Origin of the sequence: Terrabacter sp. MAHUQ-38 (assembly GCF_014518425.1) — a bacterium.
Classification (GTDB): domain Bacteria; phylum Actinomycetota; class Actinomycetes; order Actinomycetales; family Dermatophilaceae; genus Terrabacter.
The window spans coordinates 581,810-602,735 of the sequence record NZ_JACVCU010000001.1 but is presented as its reverse complement, the minus strand read 5'-3'; the positions used below and the strand labels follow the sequence as shown (position 1 = coordinate 602,735).

At 70.5% G+C, this 20,926-nt stretch carries 16 protein-coding genes; 12 read left to right on the top strand and 4 right to left on the bottom strand.

The window, feature by feature from the left end:
- The gene (locus H9I49_RS02910; protein ID WP_188028811.1) at positions 1-3,408 is read right to left on the bottom strand and encodes a cellobiose phosphorylase; all 3,408 of its coding nucleotides are present in this window, start codon (positions 3,406-3,408) and stop codon (positions 1-3) included.
- A gap of 220 nt (positions 3,409-3,628) precedes the next feature.
- Between H9I49_RS02910 and H9I49_RS02905 the strand changes: the two genes are divergently transcribed.
- From H9I49_RS02905 to H9I49_RS02870, 8 genes are all read left to right on the top strand, one after another.
- Entirely contained in the window at positions 3,629-5,278 is a 1,650-nt protein-coding gene (locus H9I49_RS02905; protein WP_188028810.1) for an ABC transporter substrate-binding protein, read from the top strand.
- Positions 5,275-6,264: an ABC transporter permease gene (locus tag H9I49_RS02900; protein WP_188028809.1), complete on the top strand. Its 990-nt coding sequence runs from the start codon at positions 5,275-5,277 to the stop codon at positions 6,262-6,264. The genes H9I49_RS02905 and H9I49_RS02900 overlap by 4 nt, the downstream gene beginning before the upstream one ends.
- The gene (locus tag H9I49_RS02895; RefSeq protein WP_255523589.1) at positions 6,261-7,193 is read left to right on the top strand and encodes an ABC transporter permease; all 933 of its coding nucleotides are present in this window, start codon (positions 6,261-6,263) and stop codon (positions 7,191-7,193) included. Before H9I49_RS02900 ends, H9I49_RS02895 begins: the two co-directional genes overlap by 4 nt.
- Positions 7,190-9,043, top strand: coding sequence for an ABC transporter ATP-binding protein (locus tag H9I49_RS02890; RefSeq protein ID WP_188028808.1), 1,854 nt, complete (start codon positions 7,190-7,192; stop codon positions 9,041-9,043). Before H9I49_RS02895 ends, H9I49_RS02890 begins: the two co-directional genes overlap by 4 nt.
- A 142-nt stretch (positions 9,044-9,185) precedes the next feature.
- Positions 9,186-10,232, top strand: coding sequence for a LacI family DNA-binding transcriptional regulator (locus H9I49_RS02885; RefSeq protein ID WP_188028807.1), 1,047 nt, complete (start codon positions 9,186-9,188; stop codon positions 10,230-10,232).
- A gap of 136 nt (positions 10,233-10,368) precedes the next feature.
- Complete coding sequence (locus H9I49_RS02880; protein ID WP_188028806.1) at positions 10,369-11,697, top strand: ABC transporter substrate-binding protein; 1,329 nt, start codon at positions 10,369-10,371, stop codon at positions 11,695-11,697.
- A 137-nt stretch (positions 11,698-11,834) separates the two neighbouring features.
- The gene (locus H9I49_RS02875) at positions 11,835-12,680 is read left to right on the top strand and encodes a carbohydrate ABC transporter permease (RefSeq protein WP_370587400.1); all 846 of its coding nucleotides are present in this window, start codon (positions 11,835-11,837) and stop codon (positions 12,678-12,680) included.
- Entirely contained in the window at positions 12,680-13,531 is an 852-nt protein-coding gene (locus H9I49_RS02870) for a carbohydrate ABC transporter permease (protein WP_188028805.1), read from the top strand. The genes H9I49_RS02875 and H9I49_RS02870 overlap by 1 nt, the downstream gene beginning before the upstream one ends.
- A 25-nt stretch (positions 13,532-13,556) precedes the next feature.
- On the opposite strand, the gene H9I49_RS02865 is transcribed toward H9I49_RS02870, so the two are convergent.
- Positions 13,557-14,672 carry a carbohydrate kinase family protein gene (locus H9I49_RS02865; RefSeq protein WP_370587399.1) on the bottom strand — a complete coding sequence of 372 codons (1,116 nt, stop codon included), beginning with the start codon at positions 14,670-14,672 and terminating at the stop codon, positions 13,557-13,559.
- A gap of 151 nt (positions 14,673-14,823) precedes the next feature.
- On the opposite strand from H9I49_RS02865, the gene H9I49_RS02860 reads away from it, so the two are divergent.
- The 3 genes from H9I49_RS02860 to H9I49_RS02850 are packed head-to-tail and all read left to right on the top strand — an operon-like array spanning position 14,824 to position 18,094.
- The gene (locus H9I49_RS02860; protein ID WP_188028803.1) at positions 14,824-16,194 is read left to right on the top strand and encodes a 6-phospho-beta-glucosidase; all 1,371 of its coding nucleotides are present in this window, start codon (positions 14,824-14,826) and stop codon (positions 16,192-16,194) included.
- A gap of 34 nt (positions 16,195-16,228) precedes the next feature.
- Positions 16,229-16,831, top strand: a complete 603-nt coding sequence (locus tag H9I49_RS02855) for a TetR/AcrR family transcriptional regulator (protein ID WP_188028802.1) — start codon at positions 16,229-16,231, stop codon at positions 16,829-16,831.
- A gap of 36 nt (positions 16,832-16,867) precedes the next feature.
- Complete coding sequence (locus H9I49_RS02850) at positions 16,868-18,094, top strand: glycosyltransferase (RefSeq protein ID WP_188028801.1); 1,227 nt, start codon at positions 16,868-16,870, stop codon at positions 18,092-18,094.
- On the opposite strand, the gene H9I49_RS02845 is transcribed toward H9I49_RS02850, so the two are convergent.
- Together H9I49_RS02845 and H9I49_RS02840 are read right to left on the bottom strand one after the other, a co-directional pair.
- Complete coding sequence (locus H9I49_RS02845; protein WP_188028800.1) at positions 18,084-18,500, bottom strand: hypothetical protein; 417 nt, start codon at positions 18,498-18,500, stop codon at positions 18,084-18,086. The genes H9I49_RS02850 and H9I49_RS02845 overlap by 11 nt on opposite strands.
- A 118-nt stretch (positions 18,501-18,618) precedes the next feature.
- A complete protein-coding gene (locus tag H9I49_RS02840; protein ID WP_188028799.1) occupies positions 18,619-19,686 on the bottom strand; it encodes a LacI family DNA-binding transcriptional regulator in 1,068 nt (355 codons plus the stop codon).
- A 117-nt stretch (positions 19,687-19,803) separates the two neighbouring features.
- Here H9I49_RS02840 and H9I49_RS02835 point away from each other — a divergent pair, with 117 nt between their 5' ends.
- Complete coding sequence (locus H9I49_RS02835) at positions 19,804-20,925, top strand: substrate-binding domain-containing protein (RefSeq protein WP_188028798.1); 1,122 nt, start codon at positions 19,804-19,806, stop codon at positions 20,923-20,925.
- Position 20,926: the final 1 nt, after the last annotated feature.

Genomic DNA, 20,926 nt, shown 5'->3' with positions numbered 1-20,926 from the left:
TCAGTGGGTCTCCACGTGGATCTCGGTGGTGGGGGCGGTGGTGCTCGGGCCGCTGGTGAGGTCGGCGGCGCGGACGACCGCCCCCGCACGCCGGTAGGGGTTGCGCAGTGGTCGCAGGTCGAGCTCACGGCCGGCGACGGTGACCCGCCGGACGCCGTGTCCCTCCGGGCCGACGAAGTAGCGGACCGTGAGGTCGTGGCCGAGGAGGGGCAGACGCGCGGTCAGCTCCCCCGCGGTCGCGCCCTCACCCGGCGGCAGGACGGGGTCGATCTCGATGTCGTCGCCGCGCTGCCGGATGCCGAGCAGCACCTCGGTCACGAGCCGCAGCACGAGCCCCGGGCCGGAGGAGTAGACGCGCCACCCGCCCTCGAGCGGCACCTCGCCGGCCATGAGGGCGGCATATCTCGCCTGGGCGTCGTAACGGTCGGTGAAGGCGCCGTCCGAGGACGAGTAGTAGCACGTCGTCTGCCGCGGGCGGGCTTGCGGCACCAGGGACTCCAGACCGACCGGGCTCGACTTCGCGAGTGCGCGCAGCAGGCCGGCGCCGTCACCGACCCGGGCCAGCGCCTCGGCGTACCGCAGGTGGGCGTGCATGTACATGAGACCGATCTCGCGGCCCCAGAAGGTGCTTGCCTCGGCGCGCTGGAAGACCGTCATCGGTCCGCCGACGTAGCTCACCGGCCGGTCGAAGAGCCGCGCGCCGTCGGGGCCGAGCAGGTGCTCCTCGATGAGGTCGAGGTGGTGGCGGGCCTGCTCCGGCGTCAGCAGGTCTGCACCGATCGCATGGATCCACGGCAGCACGCCGTAGCGCAGGCCGGTGCGCTCGTCGGTCGGGTGCACGAGCGGTTCGAGCCGCCCCTCGTCGTGGTGGAGCAGGTAGCCGGGCAGCACCGGGTCGGCGGCGAGCTGGTCGAGCAGCGCGTCGTGCGTGCGCTCGGCGAGGTCGTCGGCGTCGTCGGCGAGGGCGCCGGCGTCGCCCGGCGCCCCGGCCGCGCGGAGCCCCTCGGCGAGGGTGCGCAGCGACTGCGTCTGGAGCACGGCGGTCCACGTCGACACGAGATGTGCCGCCAGGCGCGGGTCGGCGGGCTGGAGCGAGTCGTTCCAGTCACCGTGGCCGTATGCGGGGAGCGGGCTCCCGGGAACCGTGCACTCCGTGATCCGGTCGACCGCCCGGCGCAGGTGCGCGGCGACCGTGGCGGGCTCGCCGAGCGCGTCGTCGCCGACGAAGGCGACGGTCTCCTCCAGCAGGCCGGCGTCACGGGTCGTGCGGAGGTAGTCGCCGGTTGCCAGGACGGGCCAGAAGACGACGTCGCCGTGCGAGTCCGGCTGCCCCGACTCGCGCAGCGGCGGCAGGAACTCGAAGGCCTGCGGCCAGTCGCCGCGGGCGTTCTGCGCGCGGAAGACGCGGAGCAGGACGTCACGGACCGCGTCCTGTCGGCCGAGGGCGGTCAGCAGCCCGACCGGTCCCTGGCAGACGTCGCGGGTGCCCCACGCACCGCCCGAGAACTGCTCGAGGCCGCGGGGCGAGAGGTAGTGGACGAGCGCGTTGTGGGCGAACCACGGAAGGGCGGCCGAGAGGTGGTGCGCCTGTGCCTCTGGCACGTCGCCGAGGCCCGCGCCGTCGAGCGACACGGCATGGGCGGCCTTGTGCCAGAAGGCGGCGCCGAGGTGCTCGTCCGTCGGGCTCACCTCACCCTCGGCCGCGTCACCGGCGCCGGGAGCCGACGCCATGACGACCTCGACCTGCTCGGCCGGCTCGAAGAGCACCGTCAGCCAGCCGTGCCCACGTGAGACGCCGTCGACCTGGAGACGCGCGTCTCCGAGGTCGGGGCTGCCGGGCCCGGCCCACGACACCCGCCACGGGCGCGGGTCGTGGGCGGTCGTGATGTGAACGTGGTCGCCGGCCGTCGTCACGGAGGGGGCCGGCGTCAGGTCGTCGGCGACCTGCATTGCGAGGAGGACCCGTCGTGGGGCGGCGCCCTGCTGGCGGACGGAGAGCCTCAGGGTGTGCTCGTCGGCGGGGGCGCTCGAGGTCACGGTGAGGAGAGGCCCGGACGCGGCGGCATACCACCACGTGCAGTGGTCGAGGCCGGTAAACCACGCGCTCGGGGTCTCGAGGAGGTGCCAGGTGTCGTCGGGAGCCTCGATGAACAGGCGCACGCCGTGGGCACGCTGGAGGCCGAGGTAGGTGCGGCGGCCGGTCGCGAGCGCGTTGCGGCCGACGTGACCACGCGTGACCTGTGAGTGGAAGGTTCCGGCCATCCAGACGGTCGAGGCGAGCGAGTGCGAGTCGGGCGTGAAGGTGTCGCCGGTGCGCAGGAGGTGTCCGTGGGGGCGGAGGACGGCCAGCTCCTTCGCCGGCGTGACGAGCTGGCCGCCGTCGACGACCCAGGCCAGCTCGGTCCCGTCGTCGGAGGTCTCGACGTGCCTGCGATCGGCGAGCAGGCCTGCGGCGTCGAGCTCCTCGCGGGTGAGTGCTCGAGACGCGAAGGCCGCGCCAGAGGACCATAGAGTCGACGGGGTGGGCCGGCCTGTCGCGCCGCCGCCCGTCTGCACGGCCTCGGTCGGGCTCGCCGCGAGGGCGACGTCGGCCCAGCGCGCGTCGTCGTCGGAGGTCGCCGCCGGATGGTCCTCGAGGGTGATGCCCCAGAAGCCGGTGCGGTGGGTGTGTGTCGGTGCGATCTCGACGGGCGCGTCCTGTAGCGCGATGAGCGAGTGCTCGTGCTGGAGGCGACGCGAGGGCAGCTCGGCGGCGTCGAGGCCGCTCCACACGACTCCGCGCTCGGTGCGCTCGACCACTTGGAGGGCGTCGGTCGACCAGCCGGCGCCGGTGCCGACGGTCCCGACCATGAGCCAGGGCGCGCGCTCGCCCGGCATGTTCTGGCGCACCGCGACGGCGGTGCCGTGCTGGGACGTCGCGACCGGCGTGATGTCGAGGTACTGGCTCACGTAGTACTCGTTGATGCGCACGTTCGCGAGCGGAGCGAGCGCGGGGTCGTGGGTCAGCACGACGTCGGCCGTGACCGGCTCGCCGGACGTGTTCGTCAGCTCGACGTCCCAGTGCCAGGTCGCCGCGTCGGCCTGGCCCTCGCCGAGGCGCAGCGACAGCCGGTAGGCAACCGACTCGTGGCTCCCGGTGACGGCCACCTCCCCGTCGCCCCCCGTCACGACGGAGCCGCTCCCCGGCCCGAGGAGCGCCAGTCGACGGATGCCCTCCGGCCGGTGCAGGCGCAGGTGGACGTTCGTCAGACCCGCTTCGGCGACGGTCGCAGGGTGCAGCAACAGGCTGGTGCCGAAGGCTTCGAGACGCCTCAGGGCGCCGCTGTCGAGGACCTCGGCGATGAGCCCGGAGCGGCCCCCCAGGGTGAAGACCGTGGGAGCTGACAGGACGGCGTTGTCGTCGAGCACCCTTCATTCCTACCAGCGGCCGCGGTTCCACTCCAGAGCGAATCCCCTTGAAAACAAATGAAAGTCAGGGCACGCACGACGAACCCCATGAAAGTACTTACATGCCCCAAGAGCGTTGACACCGGTCATTCGCCCGCGCCTACTCTGGCGGAAATCCCGCCCCCGACGGAGGTCCGCAATGACGCTGACTCGTACAAAGCCCACGTTGATCGCGATTGGCGTGACCGGTCTGACCGCCGCCCTCGCCCTCACCGCCTGCGCCGGCAGCGCCAAGCAGAAGGAGACCGAGGGGGCTGCGGGCAGCGGCGGGATGATCGCCCAGCTGACGTTCCCGTCGGATGCGGACGCCACCGTCGGTGGACTCGTCAACTACAACCCGAACTCCCCGAAGCCGCTCACGTCCAACTGGCTCTACGAGCCGCTCATCGTGCGCAACAACCTCACGTGCGAGGAGACCCCGTGGCTCGCCACGAAGGCCACGTGGGAGGGCGCCACGAAGCTGACCCTCGACATCCGTGACGGCGTCAAGTGGAGCGACGGGAAGGCCTTCACCGCCAAGGACGTCGCCTTCACCTTCAACCTCGGCAAGCAGTACCCGGCCATCGACAAGGCCGGTGTCTGGAACGACACGTTCGGTGCGCCGGCGAGGTCCGTCACCGCGGAGGGCAACCGGGTCGTCTTCGAGTTCACCGGCAACGCGGCCCCGAAGTACGACGGCATCATCTCGACGAAGATCCTGCCCGAGCACTACTACGGGGGCGTCGGTGACCCGTCGAAGTACGTCGACAAGACCCCCGTCTTCACCGGGCCGTTCAAGGTCGGCACCTACAACGGTCGCCGCCTCGTCCTCGAGCGCCGCCCGGACTACTGGCAGGCCGACAGGATCAAGGTCAACAAGCTCGTCCTCGAGGGAAACTACGACGCGTCGCAGGCCGCCCTCAAGCTGCGCTCCGGCCAGCTCGACGCGTACTGGGGCGAGGTGCCCAACCCGAAGAAGACGTTCGTCGACGCCGACCCGAAGACCAACCACCTCTACTACGCCCCCAACGGCATGACGGTGCTCACGGGCCAGGACCAGAAGCCGCCGTTCAACGACCCGAGGTTCCGCGAGGCGATCAGCCACGCGATGGACAAGGAGGGGATGTCGGTCAAGGCGACCTACGGGATCATGAAGCCGGCCAGCCAGACCGGTCTCAAGCTGCCCTCCATGGAGAAGCTGCTGCCGGAGAAGTACGCCGGCCAGGACACCGTCATCCCCTACGACATCGCGAAGGCGAACCAGCTGCTCGACGCGGCCGGCTACAAGAAGGGCGCCGACGGCAAGCGCACGATGCCCGATGGCTCGCCGCTCGCCGTGAACTTCTCGGTGCAGGCCGGGTGGATCGACTACCAGGCCGTTGCCGACGTCGTCGCCAAGGGCCTGAACGACGCGGGTGTCGCCACCAAGGTCACCGCCTCGGCTCCGGACTCGGTGGACGGCCAGAAGAAGACCGGCGACTTCCAGCTCATGCTCGAGTACCTCCACGGTGGCTGCGAGCTCGCGAAGAACATCGGCGCCAAGCTGTCGAGCAAGCAGTTCCCCACGGTGACCGAGATCCTGCCGAACGTCGGCCGGTTCAGCGACCCCGCCGTCGACCAGGCCGTGACCGACCTGTCGCAGTCGACCGAGGAGGCCGACCAGAAGAAGTACCTCGGTGAGCTCGTCGACACGATGATGACGAAGTACCCCGTGACCCCGCTCATCTACGCCCCGGCCCGCATCCTCTACCGCACGGACAAGGCCGTCGGCTGGCCGAGCGAGCAGGACCCCTACGCCAACCCCTCTGACGACCGTCTCCTCGTCATCACGCGCCTGACCGCTCCGAAGTGAGGTACTTCGCGCGGAAGTTCGGCTTCTTCGTCGCGACGCTCTGGGCCGTGGTGACGCTGAACTTCCTCATCCCCCGTCTCCAGCCGGGTGACCCCGCGGAGATCATGGTCAAGAAGCTGGCCGGCAAGGACGCGCAGCTCGACCCGGCCCAGGTGCGCGCCATGCGGGCCATGCTCGGGGCGCCCGACGGGTCGCTGGTCCAGCAGTACGGGACGTACCTCGGCGAGCTCGTGCGCGGCAACTTCGGCCTCTCGTACAGCTACTACCCGTTCAAGGTCACCGAGGTCATCGGCCAGGCGTTCTGGTGGACCGTCATCCTCGTCACCGTCACGCAGGCGCTCTCCTTCGTGGTCGGTGTCGTCCTCGGGGCGTATGCCGCGTGGCGGCGCAACTCGCGCTTCGACTCCGTGGTGACCCTGGGCTCGACGTTCCTCGGCACGCTCCAGCCGTTCTGGATCGCCCTTCTGCTGCTGTACGTCTTCGGCTACAGCCTCGGCTGGTTCCCCACCTCCGGCGGCTACGAGGAGTCGACGCCGGGACTCAACTTCCCGTTCGTCCAGGAGGCGGTGTCGCACTCGTTCCTGCCGGCGCTGGCGCTGCTCATCGTCACGCCGATCGGCTGGATCCTCGGTATGCGCAACACGATGATCATGAACCTCGGCGAGGACTACATCAGGCTGGCCAAGGCCAAGGGGCTGCCAGACCGGGTCGTCGCCCTGAAGTATGCCGCCCGCAACGCGTTGCTCCCGAGTGTCACCGGTTTCGCCCTGGCTCTCGGTGGCGTGCTGGGTGGCGCCATCCTCGTCGAGCAGGCCTTCGACTACCCGGGCCTCGGCCGGCTCATGGGTGAGGCGGTCGAGAACAAGGACTACCCGCTCCTGCAGACCCTGATGCTCCTGACGACCGTCGGGGTGCTCGTCGCGAACCTCGTCGCCGACCTGCTCTACGGAGTGCTCGACCCGCGCGCGAGAAGGGCGCAGTCATGACAACGACCCCCGCGAAAGACTTCATGGCAGAAGGCGACTCGGCCCAGGCCCTCACGCTCGAGCAGGTCTCGGACGCCGGCCGCCCGGACCGTTGGTGGGAGGTCGTCTGGAGCAGCAGGAAGGCCCGTGTCGGCGTCGTCATCGTCTCCGTCTACGTGATCGTCGCCGTCTTCGCCCCCCTCGTCGCGCCGCACGACCCGCTCGACTCGACGTTCACACCGCTCGCCGGTGCCAGCGGCGACAACTGGCTCGGCACGACGACCGATGGTCGCGACATCGCGTCGCAGCTCATCTACGGGTCGCGGATCTCCTTGCTGGTCGGGCTGTTCGGCGGTCTCCTGGCGACGATCATCTCCCTGGTCATCGGCATGGTGTCGGGCTACGCCGAGGGCACGATCGTCGACGACATCCTGTCGTTCGTCACGAACGTCGCCCTCGTCATCCCGGCCCTGCCGCTCATCATCACGCTCGTGGCCTACTCCGAGGTGCGCGGCGTCTGGCTCATCGTCTTCGTCATCGCGATCACGTCCTGGGCAGGCGGTGCCCGGGCCAAGCGCGCCCAGATCATCACCCTGCGCAACCGCGACTTCGTGACGGCCGCGAAGTTCTCCGGCGAGAGCACGACGCGCATCATCTTCCGGGAGATCATGCCCAACATGAGCTCGCTGGTCGCAGCGGCCTTCGTCGGCGCGGCCACCGGTGCGATCGGAGCGGAGGCGGGTCTGGCGGTTCTCGGCCTCGGTGACAGCCAGAGCGTCTCGTGGGGCACGATGCTCTACCAGGCCAACGCCCAGGGCGCGATCACGCAGGGGCTGTGGCTGTGGGTGTTCGTGCCCGGCCTCGTCCTCGCCATCCTCATCACCGGCATGTCGTTCATCAACTTCGGTGTCGACCTGCTGAGCAACCCGCACCTCCGGGAGGACGCATGAGCCTGCTCGACGTCTCGGACCTGTCGGTCCGCTACGAGCCGAAGTCGCACCGGCCGCTCGACGCCGTCCAGCACGTCAGCTTCTCGATCGAGGCCGGCGAGTTCGTCGGGCTGATCGGCGAGTCGGGCTCCGGCAAGACCACGCTCGGCACGGCGCTGCTACGCCTGCTCCAGCGACCGGGCCGCATCAGTGCCGGCAGCATCACCTTCGACGGCACGGACATCACGCACCTGCATGAGGACGAGCTGCGCGACCTGCGCTGGCGCGACATCTCGACCGTCTTCCAGAGCAGCATGAACGCGCTCAACCCCGTGACGCGGGTGGAGGCGCAGTTCCGGGACGTCATCGAGCAGCACTCGCGTCTGCGGGGCGAGGCCGTGACGACGCGCATCCGCGAGCTGTTCGACATGGTCATCATCGACCACAGGTTCATCTCCGCGTACCCGCACGAGCTCTCCGGCGGCATGCGCCAGCGCGTCAACCTCGCGCTCGCGCTGGCCCTCGAGCCGAAGTTCGTCCTCCTCGACGAGCCGACGACCGGCCTCGACGTCGTCGTGCAGCACTCGATCCTCGAGAACGTCCGCCGCCTCCAGGCCGAGCAGGGCTTCGCGGTGCTGTTCATCAGCCACGACATCGGGACCGTGCTCGACCTGTCCGACCGGATCCTCGTCATGTATGCCGGCCGAATCGTCGAGGAACAACCGGCCGCCGCGCTCCTGCGAGACCCGCTCCACCCGTACTCCAAGGGTCTTCTGGGGTCGTACGGCGACCCGCGCGCGGAGACCGTCCGGATCACGTACGTGCCGGGCCGCCCGCCGGACCTCAGCCTCGAGATCCGCGGTTGCAGCTTCGCCCCGCGATGCCCCGAGCGGATCGCCCGGTGCACCGAGGTCGACCCGCCTCTCCTGCCGATGGCCGCGGGCCGGGCCGCGTGCCACGTCGCGCAGCTCCAGCGCGATGAGGGCGGCGCCGGCGAGCACGGCGAACCCAAGCGCACCTTCGACGGCCCCCAGTTCGTCAAGACCGCCGAGGAGTCGACGCAGGCACTGCGCGGCGACGTCGTGCTCACCGTCGACCACGTCTCGAAGGTGTTCACCCGTCGCCGGGGCCTCACCGTCCAGCACACCGAGGCCGTCACGGACGCGAGCTTCGTCCTGCGCAAGGGCGAGGTGACGGCGCTCGTCGGGCAGAGCGGCAGCGGCAAGTCGACGCTGGCCCGGATGATCACCGGCGTCGACAGCCCGACGACGGGCCGGATCGTCTTCCACGGGCCCAACGGCGACCAGGAGGTGGCCGGCTTCCGCGGACGCTCGCTGCGCGACTACCGCAGCAACGTCCAGATGGTCTTCCAGGACCCGTACAGCTCGATCAACCCGGCGAAGCGGCTCGGCTACGTCCTCGCCCGTCCCCTGGCCAACTACCACGGCCTCAAGGGCGACGCCCTGCGCGACCGGGTCGAGGAGCTGCTCGAGACGGTGGCGCTCACACCCGCCGACCGGTTCGTCAACCGCTACGGCTACGAGCTCTCCGGCGGGCAGCGCCAGCGCGTCGTCATCGCCAAGGCGCTCGCGGTCGAGCCCGACATCATCGTCGCCGACGAGCCGATCTCGAGCCTCGACGTGTCGATCCGCGCCGAGATCCTCGAGCTGCTCGGCGGCCTCGTCCAGACCAAGGACGTCGGCATCCTCTACATCACGCACGACCTGCTGAGCGCGCGGATGCTCGCCGACGAGGTCATCGTGCTCAACAACGGCCGGATCGTCGAGCAGGGGCAGACCCTCGCGGTGATCCGCTCGCCCCAGGACGCGTACACCCGCACGCTCATCGAGGCGATCCCCAACCCGTTCTGACGCGGCGAGGCCGACGGACGCTGCCCCACGGCATACACCCGACCGCACGGCATACGCCCGTCTTCGGCGTCCAGGCCCCGTGTGCCCGGCTTGTGCGCGTTCGCGGTGGCGTGCACAGTGGGGCCGGGGAGGAGGAGCCTCGGTGTCGACAGAGCACGATGACGCGCGACCGGTCACGATCTACACCGTGGCCGAGCGCGCCGGTGTGTCCATCGCCACGGTCTCGCGCGTCCTCAGCGGGTCCACCCCGGCCTCCGCGATCACCCGCCAGCGGGTGCTGCGGGCGGTGGAGGACCTCGAGTACGTACCGCTGCGCGCGGGGCGGGCCGTCGACGTGCCGTCCCACGAGACCCACGGGTTCGTGCTCCCGGGACTTCGAGGGCCCTACTACTCGGAGCTGCTGTCGGGCTTCGAGGCGACGGCCGCGCAGGCTGGGCAGTCGACCGTCGTCGTCGTGTGCGACGCGTCGAAGGACGCCGAGGCAGCGGTGCGCAAGATCCTCGGCCGCGTCGACGGGATCGTCATCGCCAACGACACGGTCAGCGACACGATGGTGCGCCAGATCGTGCGCTCGACACCGACCGTGCTCGTCGCCCGCGACGCGATCGAGGGCTGCGACTCGGTGCAGGTCGAGAACTTCATCAGCTCGGCCGAGGTGACCCGGCACCTGCTCGAGCACGGTCGCAGACGCCTTGTCTTCGTGGGCGACCCGGACACCTCCCACGACATCTCGGAGCGCTACCGCGGCTTCCTGCACGCACTGACTCACCAGCGCGGCGCGGAGGTGGCCGAACCTGTCCGCGTCCAGTACGAGGAGACGTCGGGGCGACGCGTCATGGACGGGCTGCGCGCGGCGGAGGCCGCCGGAGCCGACATCGACGGCATCGTGTGTGCCAACGACGAGCTCGCGCTCGCCACGATGGTGCTCCTCGACCGCGAGGGTCGCCGGGTGCCCGACGACGTCGCCGTGGTGGGCTTCGACGACATCATGACCTCGCGCTACCTCGCCCCTGGTCTGACCACGGTGCAGCAGCCGATGCGTGAGCTCGGACGGTGGGCCGCCATCCGGCTCCACGAGCGCATCGCCGGCCGGACGTTCGACGTGCATCCCCAGGTGCTGCCGACACGCATGGTGGTGCGCGGATCCTGCGGCTGCGAATGGGACCAGACCTCCGTCGTCGGCGCCTGACCCGCTTCGCAGCCGGGTCATGCCCAGATTGCAGGCATACGATCGCATCGTGGGCGAGGTCGAGCAGGTGGCCTGACGCCCGCCGTCGACACCGGTTGCCCGTCATGCCGGGCAGGAAGGACACAGGGGAAGCGCCATGTCTGACAAGCAGATCGGCCGACCGCTCGGCCCAGCCCTCGGGCCCACCCTGACCCGTCGCTCGCTCTTCGCCCTCGGCGGGGCGGCTGCCGTCACGGGTGCCCTCGCCGCCTGCGGGAGCAACACCGGGCGCGAGCCCACCGCGACCGGGGGCGCGACTGGTGGCGGTGGCGGAGGAGTCACCCTCAACCAGTGGTACCACCAGTACGGCGAGGCCGGCACCCAGCAGGCCGTCGAGAGGTATGCCGCGGCCTACAAGGACGCCACCGTGAAGGTGAGCTGGAAGCCCGGCGACTACGACCAGTCCACGGCAGCCTCGCTGCTCACGGATGCCGGCCCCGACGTCTTCGAGTACGGCAACGGCCCGACCATCGACATGATCAAGGGCGACCAGGTCGTCGACCTCACCGACCTGCTCGGCGACACCAAGGACGACTTCAACCCCAGCATCCTCAAGCGGATGACCTACGACGGCAAGACGTACGCCATCCCGCAGGTCGTCGACATGCAGCTGCTCGTCTACCGCAGGTCACTGCTCGACAAGGCCGGCGTGACGCCGCCTCAGACGGTCGACGAGCTCCTCGAGGCCGCCAAGAAGCTGACCCAGGGCAACGTCAAGGGCCTCTTCCTCGGCAACGACGGCGGCGCGGGACTCATGGGTGGCCCGATGCTGTGGTCGGCCGGACTCGACTACCTCACGGACGACAACCAGTTCGGCTTCGACGACCCGCGCGCGGCGACCGCCCTGGGCAAGCTCCGTGAGCTGTGGGAGGCGAAGGTCCTGCTGCTCGGCGCGCCGAAGGACTGGTTCGACCCCTCCGCACTCACCGCCGGCCTGACGGCGATGCAGTTCACCGGCCTCTGGACCTTCCCCGACATCAAGAAGGGGCTCGCCGACGACTTCGGCGTCATGGCCTGGCCCGCGCTCGACGGCAGCGGCAAGGCGTCGGTGCCGGTCGGCGCCTACGGCTCGTGCGTCAGCGCCAGGAGCAAGAACGTCGACGCGGCGAAGAAGTTCGTCAAGTACCTCTGGATCGACCAGACCGCCGACCAGCTGGACTTCGCGACGGCGTACGGCTTCCACATCCCGTCGCGCACGAGCCTGATCAGCCAGGCGACGACGCTCAAGGAGGGACAGGCTGCAGAGGCGGCCAAGCTCGCGACCGACGTCGGTCACGCGCAGAGCCCGATCCTGTGGACGCCCAAGTGCAGCACCGCCTTCGGCGACGCGATGAACCGCATCGTCAAGGAGGGCGCCGACCCGGCCGGCGAGATCGCGAAGGTCAAGGCCGTCGCCGAGCCCGAGCTGAAGCGGGTCCTGGCCTGACGACGCGGGCCGACCCGACGGCATACGGCCACCGGGCGGCACCCGACCGGGCGACGGCACGGACGCCGTCGCTCGGCCGACGGCTGCGCGGACGTCAGGACCGCAACCTGTGGTTCTGGGTCTTCGTCGGGCCCTTCGTGCTCGGGCTCGTCGTCTTCGTCTACCTGCCGATCCTCTGGTCGGTCTACCTGTCGTTCTTCGACTCGTACAACACGGTGACGCCGACGACGTTCGTCGGCGTCGGCAACTACCTCGACATGCTGCGCGACCCGGCGTTCCGCAGCAGCCTGCTGACCTTCCTCGCCTTCGCGGTCTTCATCGTGCCGACCACGTTCGTGCTCTCCCTCTCGGCGGCGCTGCTCGTGGCGCGCACCCGCGTCATGCAGTCGTTCTTCCGGTCGGTGTTCTTCCTGCCGACCGCGTGCTCCTACGTCGTCGCCGCGCTCATCTGGAAGATGTCTATCTTCAGCGGCATCCGGTCAGGTCTGGCCAACGCGGTGCTCGGCTGGTTCGGCATCGAGAGCATCCCGTGGCTGAGCCTCGCCGACCCGCCCTGGTACTGGCTGGTCATCGTCACGGCTCGCCTCTGGCTGCAGGTCGGCTTCTACATGATCCTCTTCCTCGCCGGCATCCAGCGCATCAGCCCGACGCTCTACGAGGCGGCGGCCATCGATGGCGCCGAGGGCTGGAAGGTCTTCCGCCACATCACCCTGCCGCAGCTGCGGGCGACGTCGACGGCGGTGCTGCTCCTGCTGCTCATCAACGCGTTCCAGGCGTTCGACGAGTTCTACAACATCCTGTCGACGTTCGGCACGTACCCGCCCTACGCGCGACCGCCGCTCGTCTACCTCTACTACACGGCGCTCGGCTCCGGTCAGGACTTCGGCCACGGCTCGGCGGGCGCCGTCATCCTCACGCTCATCATCGCGGTCGTCGCGGTGGTGCAGGGGCGCATCCTCCGGCTCGGCGACAGGGGCGACTGATGGCGATCGTGCGCAGCCGCAGGCAGTCCCGCGCGGCGGGGTGGGCCCGCTACAGCGCGCTCGTGCTCGGTGCGCTGCTCTTCCTCATCCCCTTCTACCTCCTCGTCCGCAGTGCGCTCATGCGTGAGCAGGACCTCGGTTCGCCCGACTTCAACTGGCTGCCTCCCGTCTGGGAGACCTCGAACCTGACCGGCCTCTTCGACAACCCGGCGATCCCGATGGCGCGCTCGCTGCTCAACTCCGGCCTCATCGCCGTCACCCAGACGGTCGGTGTCCTCGTCGTCTCGGGTCTCGCCGGCTACGGCCTCGCCCGCATCCCGTACCGCTGGTCCAACACCGTCTTCTACTCGATCACCGCGACCCTGCTCATCCCGGCGGCCGTCACGTTCGTGCCGAGCTTCGTCCTCGTCTCGACGCTCGGCTGGATCTCGACGCTGCGCGGCCTCATCATCCCGGGCCTCTTCCAGGCGCTCGCGACGTTCCTGTTCCGGCAGTTCTTCCTCGGCTTCCCCAGGGAGATCGAGGAGGCGGCGTTCATCGACGGCCTCGGCTACTGGGGCACGTTCTGGAAGATCGTCGTGCCGAACTCGCTCGGCTTCGTCGCGGCCATCGGCACGATCACCTTCATCGGCTCGTGGAACGCGTTCCTCTGGCCGCTCGTCATCGGCCGCGACCAGGAGTCGTGGACGGTCCAGATAGCCCTGTCGACGTTCCTCACCGCTCAGTCGGTGCAGGTGAGCCAGCTCTTCATGGCGGCGCTCGTCGCGATCCTGCCGCTGCTGCTGATGTTCCTCTTCCTCCAGCGCTGGATCGTCGAGGGCGTCGAGCGCACCGGCATCGCCGGCGACTGAGACCACGCCGTGGCCCGGGAGCCCCTCAGAAGGGCTCGACGTCGGCGCGGCGCGCGATCGTCGCCGTGGCGCGGCGGCACGCCAGGACCGGCACCCGGGGCACGATGTCGTCGAGGAAGCCGAACCGCCGCCGGAGCGAGCGGTGGTACGCGTCGCCGCTCGTGTCCGCGACGAGCGCGGTCCACCAGTCGGCCAGGTCGCCCCACCCGGGGGCCGCGAGGGAGCCGCCGTACTGCTGCATCGCGAGCCCGGCGCAGAGGCTGGCGAACGTCATCCGCTGCTCGAGCGGCCACTCGGCCAGCGTCCCGACGAGCAGGGCCGCACCGAAGACGTCGCCCGCCCCGGTCGGGTCGACCTCGTGCACGCGCAGCGACGGCACGCGAGCCTCCTCGCCCGTGCGGGCATCGATGCCGAGCGCGCCGTCGGCGCCGTCGGTGACGATGGCGACGGGCACGCGGTCGGCGAGCGCGTAGACGGCCTCGACCGGGGACCTCGTGCCGGTGTAGGCCATCGCCTCGACGGCGTTCGGCATGAAGACGTCACACCGCTCGAGCCGCTCGAGGACGTGCGGCGACCACTGCTCGTTCGGGTCCCAGCCGACGTCGGCGAAGACGAGCGCGCCGCGCTCGCGGGCCTGGTCGACCCAGGTCGGGCCCGTGCCGCCGAACGCCTCGTCCTCGCCGAGGTCGACCATGACCGCTCGCGACCTCGGCGGCGTGCCGATGAGCTCGCTCGCCGACACGGGCGACGGGTGGCCGTGCGAGACCATGCTGCGGTCGCGGTCGACGGACATCGACACCGTGACGGGGCTGTGCCAGTCGGCGAACCGGCGGCTACGGGCGAGGTCGATGCCCTCCTGCTGCTCCAGCGTGCGCCAGCAGAAGTCGCCGTAGTCGTCGTCGCTGAAGGCCGCGGCCAGGCCCGTGCGCAGGCCGAGCCGGCGGGTCGCGACGGCGAGGTTGGCGATCCCTCCGGGGCACGAGGCCAGGCCCTCGGCCCAGACCTCCGTGCCCGGCTTGGGGGCGCTCGGCAGCCCGGCGAAGATCATGTCGAGGAAGACGGTGCCCCACACGAACACGTCGAGCTGCGGGTCGTCGTCGGTGCGACGCGACGCCAGAGGGTCGAACGTGTGGTGCGGCACGTCCCCATGATCGCGCACCCCCGCCCGTGACTCGCGGGTTTTCGGGTGCTGGCGGCGAGCAGCACGACGACCTATGCCGTCCGGCGGGTCCCGGCCGCGCGTCGGGTGAGCGCTTCGTCCCGCCTTGGTACGGTCCGAGGGTGGTGCTGCCATGAAGCTCGTCATCCTCGGCGGCGGTGGGTTCCGCGTGCCGCTCGTCCACGGTGCGCTGCTGCACGACACGGCCGAGCGCCGCGTCACGGAGGTGGTCCTGCACGACACCGACCCGTCCCGGCTCGACGTGATGCGCCGGGTGCTCGCCGAGCAGGCGGGCAGGCACGCGTCCGGGACCGAGGTCGGCGTCGTGCCGCCGACGGTCTCGGCGACGACCGACGTCGACACGGCACTCACCGGCGCCGACTTCGTCTTCTCGGCGATGCGGGTCGGTGGTCTAGAGGGACGCACGGTCGACGAGCGCCTGGCCCTCGACCTGGGGCTGCTCGGACAGGAGACGACCGGCCCCGGTGGCGTCGGTTACGGCTTGCGCACGGTTCCGGTCGCACTCGACGTCGCCCGTCGGGTCCAGCGCCTCGCGCCGGAGGCGTGGGTCATCAACTTCACCAACCCGGCCGGTCTGGTGACGCAGTCGATGCAGTCGGTGCTCGGCGACCGGGTCGTCGGCATCTGCGACTCCCCGCTGGGTCTCGCCAAGCGCGCGGCCGGCGCGCTCGGTCACGACCTGGGCGACCTCGACATCGACTACGCGGGCCTCAACCACCTCGGCTGGCTCACGGGCCTGCGGCTGGACGGCCGCGACCTGCTGCCCGACCTGCTCACCGACGAGGCCGCGCTCGCTGGCATCGAGGAGGGCAACCTCTTCGGCACGGACTGGCTCCGGTCGCTCGGTGCACTGCCCAACGAGTACCTCTACTACTACTACTTCACGCGTGACGCGATCGCCCAGATCGCCGGTGCGCCACAGACCCGCGGCGAGTACCTCGTCGCCCAGCAGGCCGACTTCTACCCCGCCGTCGCCGCACACCCCGGTGAGGCGTGGGACCGATGGGACGCCGTGCGCCGCGAGCGCAACGCGACCTACATGCAGGAGACGCGTGAGGCCGACGACGGCGAGTCGCACGAGCGGTCCGAGGCGGACGTGGAGGGCGGCGGTTACGAGGGGGTCGCCCTCGCCCTGATGGCCGCCATCGCCCGCGACGAGCCCGCACGCCTGATCCTCAACGTCCGCAACCGCGGCACCGTGGCCTGCCTCCCGGACGATGCCGTCGTCGAGGTGCCGTGCCGGGTCGACGCGTCGGGCCCGGTACCGGTCGAGGTGGGTCCGCTGCCGGGCCACGCCCTGGGGCTCGTGCAGCAGGTCAAGGCGGTCGACGAGCTCATCATCCGCGCGGCCGTCGAGCACTCCGGATCCCTTGCGGTGCAGGCGTTTGCGCTCCACCCGCTCGTCGACTCGGTCACGGTCGCGCGCGAGCTGCTCACGGCATACGGCCGACGGCTCCCCGAGTTCTACTCGACGTTGCGCTAGACAGCAGCCACATATTGGAGTTAACCTCGCTAATATGAAAAGCGAGGGGGGTGAGGGCCGTGCCTACGTCATGCGCGAGCGCGCGCGGTCCACGGCGCAGACGGGCGAGCGCATCCTCGACGCGACGGCCGCGCTCTTCCTCGAGGTGCCGTACGTCCAGCTCACGCTCGCGTCCGTCGCTGCACGTGCCGGAGTAACGGTCCAGACGGTGATCCGCCGCTTCGGCGACAAGGAGGGACTCGTCGCGGCTGCTGCGACGCGGGGCACGGATGCCGTGCGCGCCCAGCGCATGAAGGCGCCGATCGGGGATCTGTCGGGCATCGTCGACAACGTCGTCGAGCACTATGAGACGACCGGCGACGTGGCGCTGCGCCTGCTCGCCGAGGAGGAGGCGTCGCCCACGATCGGGGCGATCACCGCGCGGGCGCGGGCCCTGCACCGTGAGTGGTGCGCGCACGTCTTCGCGCCCCACCTGTCGGGGCTGACGGGGGTCGAGCACGACCGCCGCCTCGCCCAGTTCGTCGCCGTGTGCGACGTCTACACCTGGAAGCTGCTGCGCCGCGACGCCGGCCTCAGCAGGCGCCAGGTCACCACCGCCCTGCTCGAGCTGCTCGAGCCGTTCACCACCGAGCGCTGACGCCGCGCGCGTCACGCCCGTGCCCGGGAGGGGCCCATGTCCACCGTTCTCGCCTACACGTCGCCAGCACTCGGTCACCTCTTCCCCATGACCCCGCTGCTGCTCGAGCTGCGTGACCGCGGCCACGACGTCCACGTGCGCACCCTCGGCTCGCACGTCGACGTCGTGCGCTCCCTCGGTCTGTCCGCCGAGCCGATCGACCCGGCCATCGGCGCGATCGTCCACCCGGACTGGGAGGCGAAGGGGCCCAAGCAGGCCCTCGAGCTGACGGTGCGCACCTTCTGCGAGCGGGCCGCCCTCGACGGGCCCGACCTCGAGCGCGCCATCGCACAGGTGCGCCCCGACGTCGTCGTCGTCGACATCAACGCGTGGGGTGCCTCCCTGACGGCGGAGGCGTGGGGAGGACCGTGGGTCTTCTTCAGCCCGTACACGCCGCCGCTCCGGTCGCGCGGCACGCCGCCGTTCGGTCCGGGACTGCTGCCGATGGCCGGCCCCGTCGGCAGGCTGCGCGACGCCCTCCTGCGGCCGCTCGTCATGGGCGCGGCGGAGAAGGCGCTGGTGCCGCGGATCAACGCGCTCCGCGCCCCTCGTGGCCTGGCCGCGATCGACAGTGCCGACGCCTTCTTCCGGCGCGCCGACGCCCTGCTCGTCACCACCGCCGAGCCGTTCGAGTACCCGCACGACGACTGGGGCGACGACGTGACGATGATCGGCGCGCTCCCGTGGGAACCGCCGGGTGAGGCGCCGGACTGGCTCGAGGAGATCGACGGGCCTCTCGCGCTCGTCACGACGTCGTCGGAGTACCAGGCCGACGAGGCCCTCGTCAGGGCCGCGATCGAGGGCCTCGCGGGCGAGCCCTGGACGGTCGTCGCGACGATGCCGGCCGGCGTCGACGTCCCTGACCACCTGCCCGTCAACGTCCGCGTCGTCGAGTTCGTCCCGCACGGCCACGTCCTCGACCGGGCCGTGGTCGCCGTGACCCACGGCGGCATGGGCGCGACCCAGAAGGCCCTGGCGCGCGGCATACCCGTGTGCGTGGTTCCCTTCGGTCGCGACCAGCTCGAGGTCGCGGCGCGGGTCGTCCACGCCGGTGCGGGCACCAAGGTCGCCCCGCGGCGGCTGACGGCCGAGACGCTGCGCGACGCCGTCCGGGAGGCCGCGACGCGCGCCGACGGTGCCCGTCGCATCGCCTCGGGGTATGCGGCCGCGGGAGGTGCTGCCGCCGGTGCCGACCGTGTGGAGCGGGTCCTCGTCAGGCGGTGACGAGGCCGATGCCGAGCGTCGTCAGGGAGATCGCGAGCAGGGCGCCGCCTGCGAACACGAGGGCGATGAGCCGGTTCGGGCGGTCGCGGCCGGCGCCCATCGAGGAGAAGAAGAAGCCTCCCGGCATGAGCAGCGCCGACGCCGCGACCCCTGAGCGGGCCAGCCACTCCCACGCGCCGGTCAGGCCGCTGTGGTCGACGAGGAGCTGGCAGATGAGAGCGAGCAGGAGCAGCACGCCCGCGTGGGCGTGGCCGGCGCGGGCGAACTTCTCCTGGAAGGGCGTCACGCCGGCGCGCCCGGTCACGACCCTCACGAGGTAGAGGCCGCCGCTCTCGACCGTGACGAGTGCGAGCAGCAGGATCCCGGCGAGCGTGCGTGAGGCGTCGGACAGGGTGACGGCGTCCATGGAAGCTCCTTGCCATTGGATAGTTTGACTGTCCAATAATGGATAGTTCCGCTATCCAGTGTCAAGGCACAGGCGGAAAGGCTTGGGAGGAGACGGCATACCACCGCCATGAGCTCGCTCAGGAGGGTGAGATCTCGCCCGACCCGCGCAGGACGAGGGTCGGTTCGATGATGACGCGGCGCGGGGGCGCCGTGTCGCCGGCGATGCGCGCGAAGAGCAGCCGGCCGACCTCGGCGCCGATCTGCGCGACGTTCTGGCGAACGACCGTGAGGGCGGGGTCGAGCAGGTCGGCGAGCGGGAAGTCATCGAAGCCCACGGCAGCCACCCGGTGCGCGAGCCCGAGCGAGCGAAGGGCCCGGACCGCACCGACGGCCAGGTCGTTTCGGCCGGCGAACACGGCGGTGGGCGCGGGACCCGAGCGGTGGTAGAGCGCGCGGACCGCCCGCTCGGCATCCTCGGGAGTGCGCAGGTCGCTCACTTCCAGCCGGTCGGCGGCCGGGATGCCCGCCGCGCCCATCGCGTCGCGATAGCCCCGCAGGCGGTCCCCGGCCGTCTGGATCGCCGCGAGGTCGCTCAGCACGACGATGCGCCGGTGTCCGTGTGCGAGCAGGTGCTCGACGGCGTGCCGCGACCCCAGGACGTTGTCGACCGTGACGGAGTCGGCGTCGACGCCGTGCGGGACCCGGTCGACGAAGACGGTCGGCAGCCCGGCGCGCAGCTCGGCCGCGAGGTACTCCTGACGCGACGTCGCCGGCATGAGCACCAGCCCGTCGACCCGCCGGGCGACGAAGGCCTTCACGAGGGCCCGCTCGCGGTCGGGCTCCTCGTCCAGGCTGGCCGCGAGCACCGCCGTCGAGTGCCCACGCGCCACGTCCTCGAGTGAGCGCAGGAGGCTCGCCGAGAAGCTGTTGCTGATGTCCTGGAACAGCGCCGCGATCATCCCGGTGCGCGCGCTGGTACGCCGCAGGTTGCTCGCGTGGACGTTGTGGCTGTAGTCGAGGCGGGCCGCGGCGCGGTTGACGCGCTCGCGCACCTGCTGCGAGACCCCGGGCTCGTCGTTGACCACGCGTGAGACGGTCTTGATGCTCACCCCCGAGAGCGCCGCGACGTCCTTCATCGTCGCTCGCGCCACGGTCGGCGGGGCGGCGCCGCCGGTCGGCGGGACCGCCTCCGGATCAGATGACATCGTTGTCTCATCCACGTTGCGATTTGTAGCCCATCACTTGACGCCAAGGCAAGGGGGCGCCTATAACCGGACCTGACAACGTTGTCACAAGGCGACGTCAGACAGAGAGGTCATGTCATGCAGCAGAGCCCCACCTCCTCCCGACGTTCGGCGGTCGGCCGCCGCGCCCTCGTGGCCGTCGCCGCCGGGACGCTCCTCCTCGGTGCCGCGGCATGCGGCAGTGGCGACGGCGGCGGTTCGGGCAGCACCGGCGGCGCCGGCGGCGAGAAGATCGGTGTCGCGCTGATCACGAAGGACTCGAGCAACCCGTTCTTCGTGGCGATGCAGAAGGGCGCCAAGGCGGACGCCGACAAGAACAACGTCAGCCTCACCGTCGCCTCCGGCAAGCAGGAGGGCGACGACGCCGGGCAGATCACGGCCATCGAGGACGCGATCGCCCGTGGTGACAAGGGAATCCTCATCACGCCGATGAGCACCGGTGTCAATGCGGCGATGAAGAAGGCCCGTGATGCGGGCCTCTACGTCATCGCCCTCGACACCCCGCCCGACCCGGCCGACACCGTGGACATCACGTTCGCCACCGACAACCGCGAGGCGGGCAAGCTCGACGGGAAGTGGGCTGCCGCGCAGCTCGACGGCAAGCCGGCCGTCATCGCGCTCCTCGACCTGTTCAACGACAAGATCGTCTCGGTCGACTACAACCGCGACCAGGGCTTCCTCGAGGGCATGGGCATCGACGTCAAGGACGGCAAGAAGAACGGCGACGAGGCCAAGACCGGCAAGTACACCGGAGGCAAGGGCGGCGACTACACGATCGTCTGCAACGAAGCGGGCAACGGCGGCGAGGACGGCGGCCGCACGGCCATGGAGAAGTGCCTCAGCAAGAACCCCGACATCAACCTCGTCTACACGATCAACGAGCCGACGGCCGTCGGCGCCAACGGCGCCCTGCAGGCGCAGGGCAAGACGGCGCTCATCGTCTCGGTCGACGGTGGCTGCGCTGGTGTCAAGTCCGTCAAGGACGGTGTCATCGGTGCGACGGCACAGCAGTACCCGCTGAAGATGGCGACCTTGGGGATGGAGGCCATCGCCAAGATCGCAACCGGTGGTGAGAAGCCGAAGGTCTCGCCCGGCCTCGACTTCTACAACACCGGTGTCGCGCTCGTGACGGACAAGAAGGTCGACGGGCTCGACAGCATCACGTCCGACGAGGGCGCCAAGATCTGCTGGGGCAACTGAG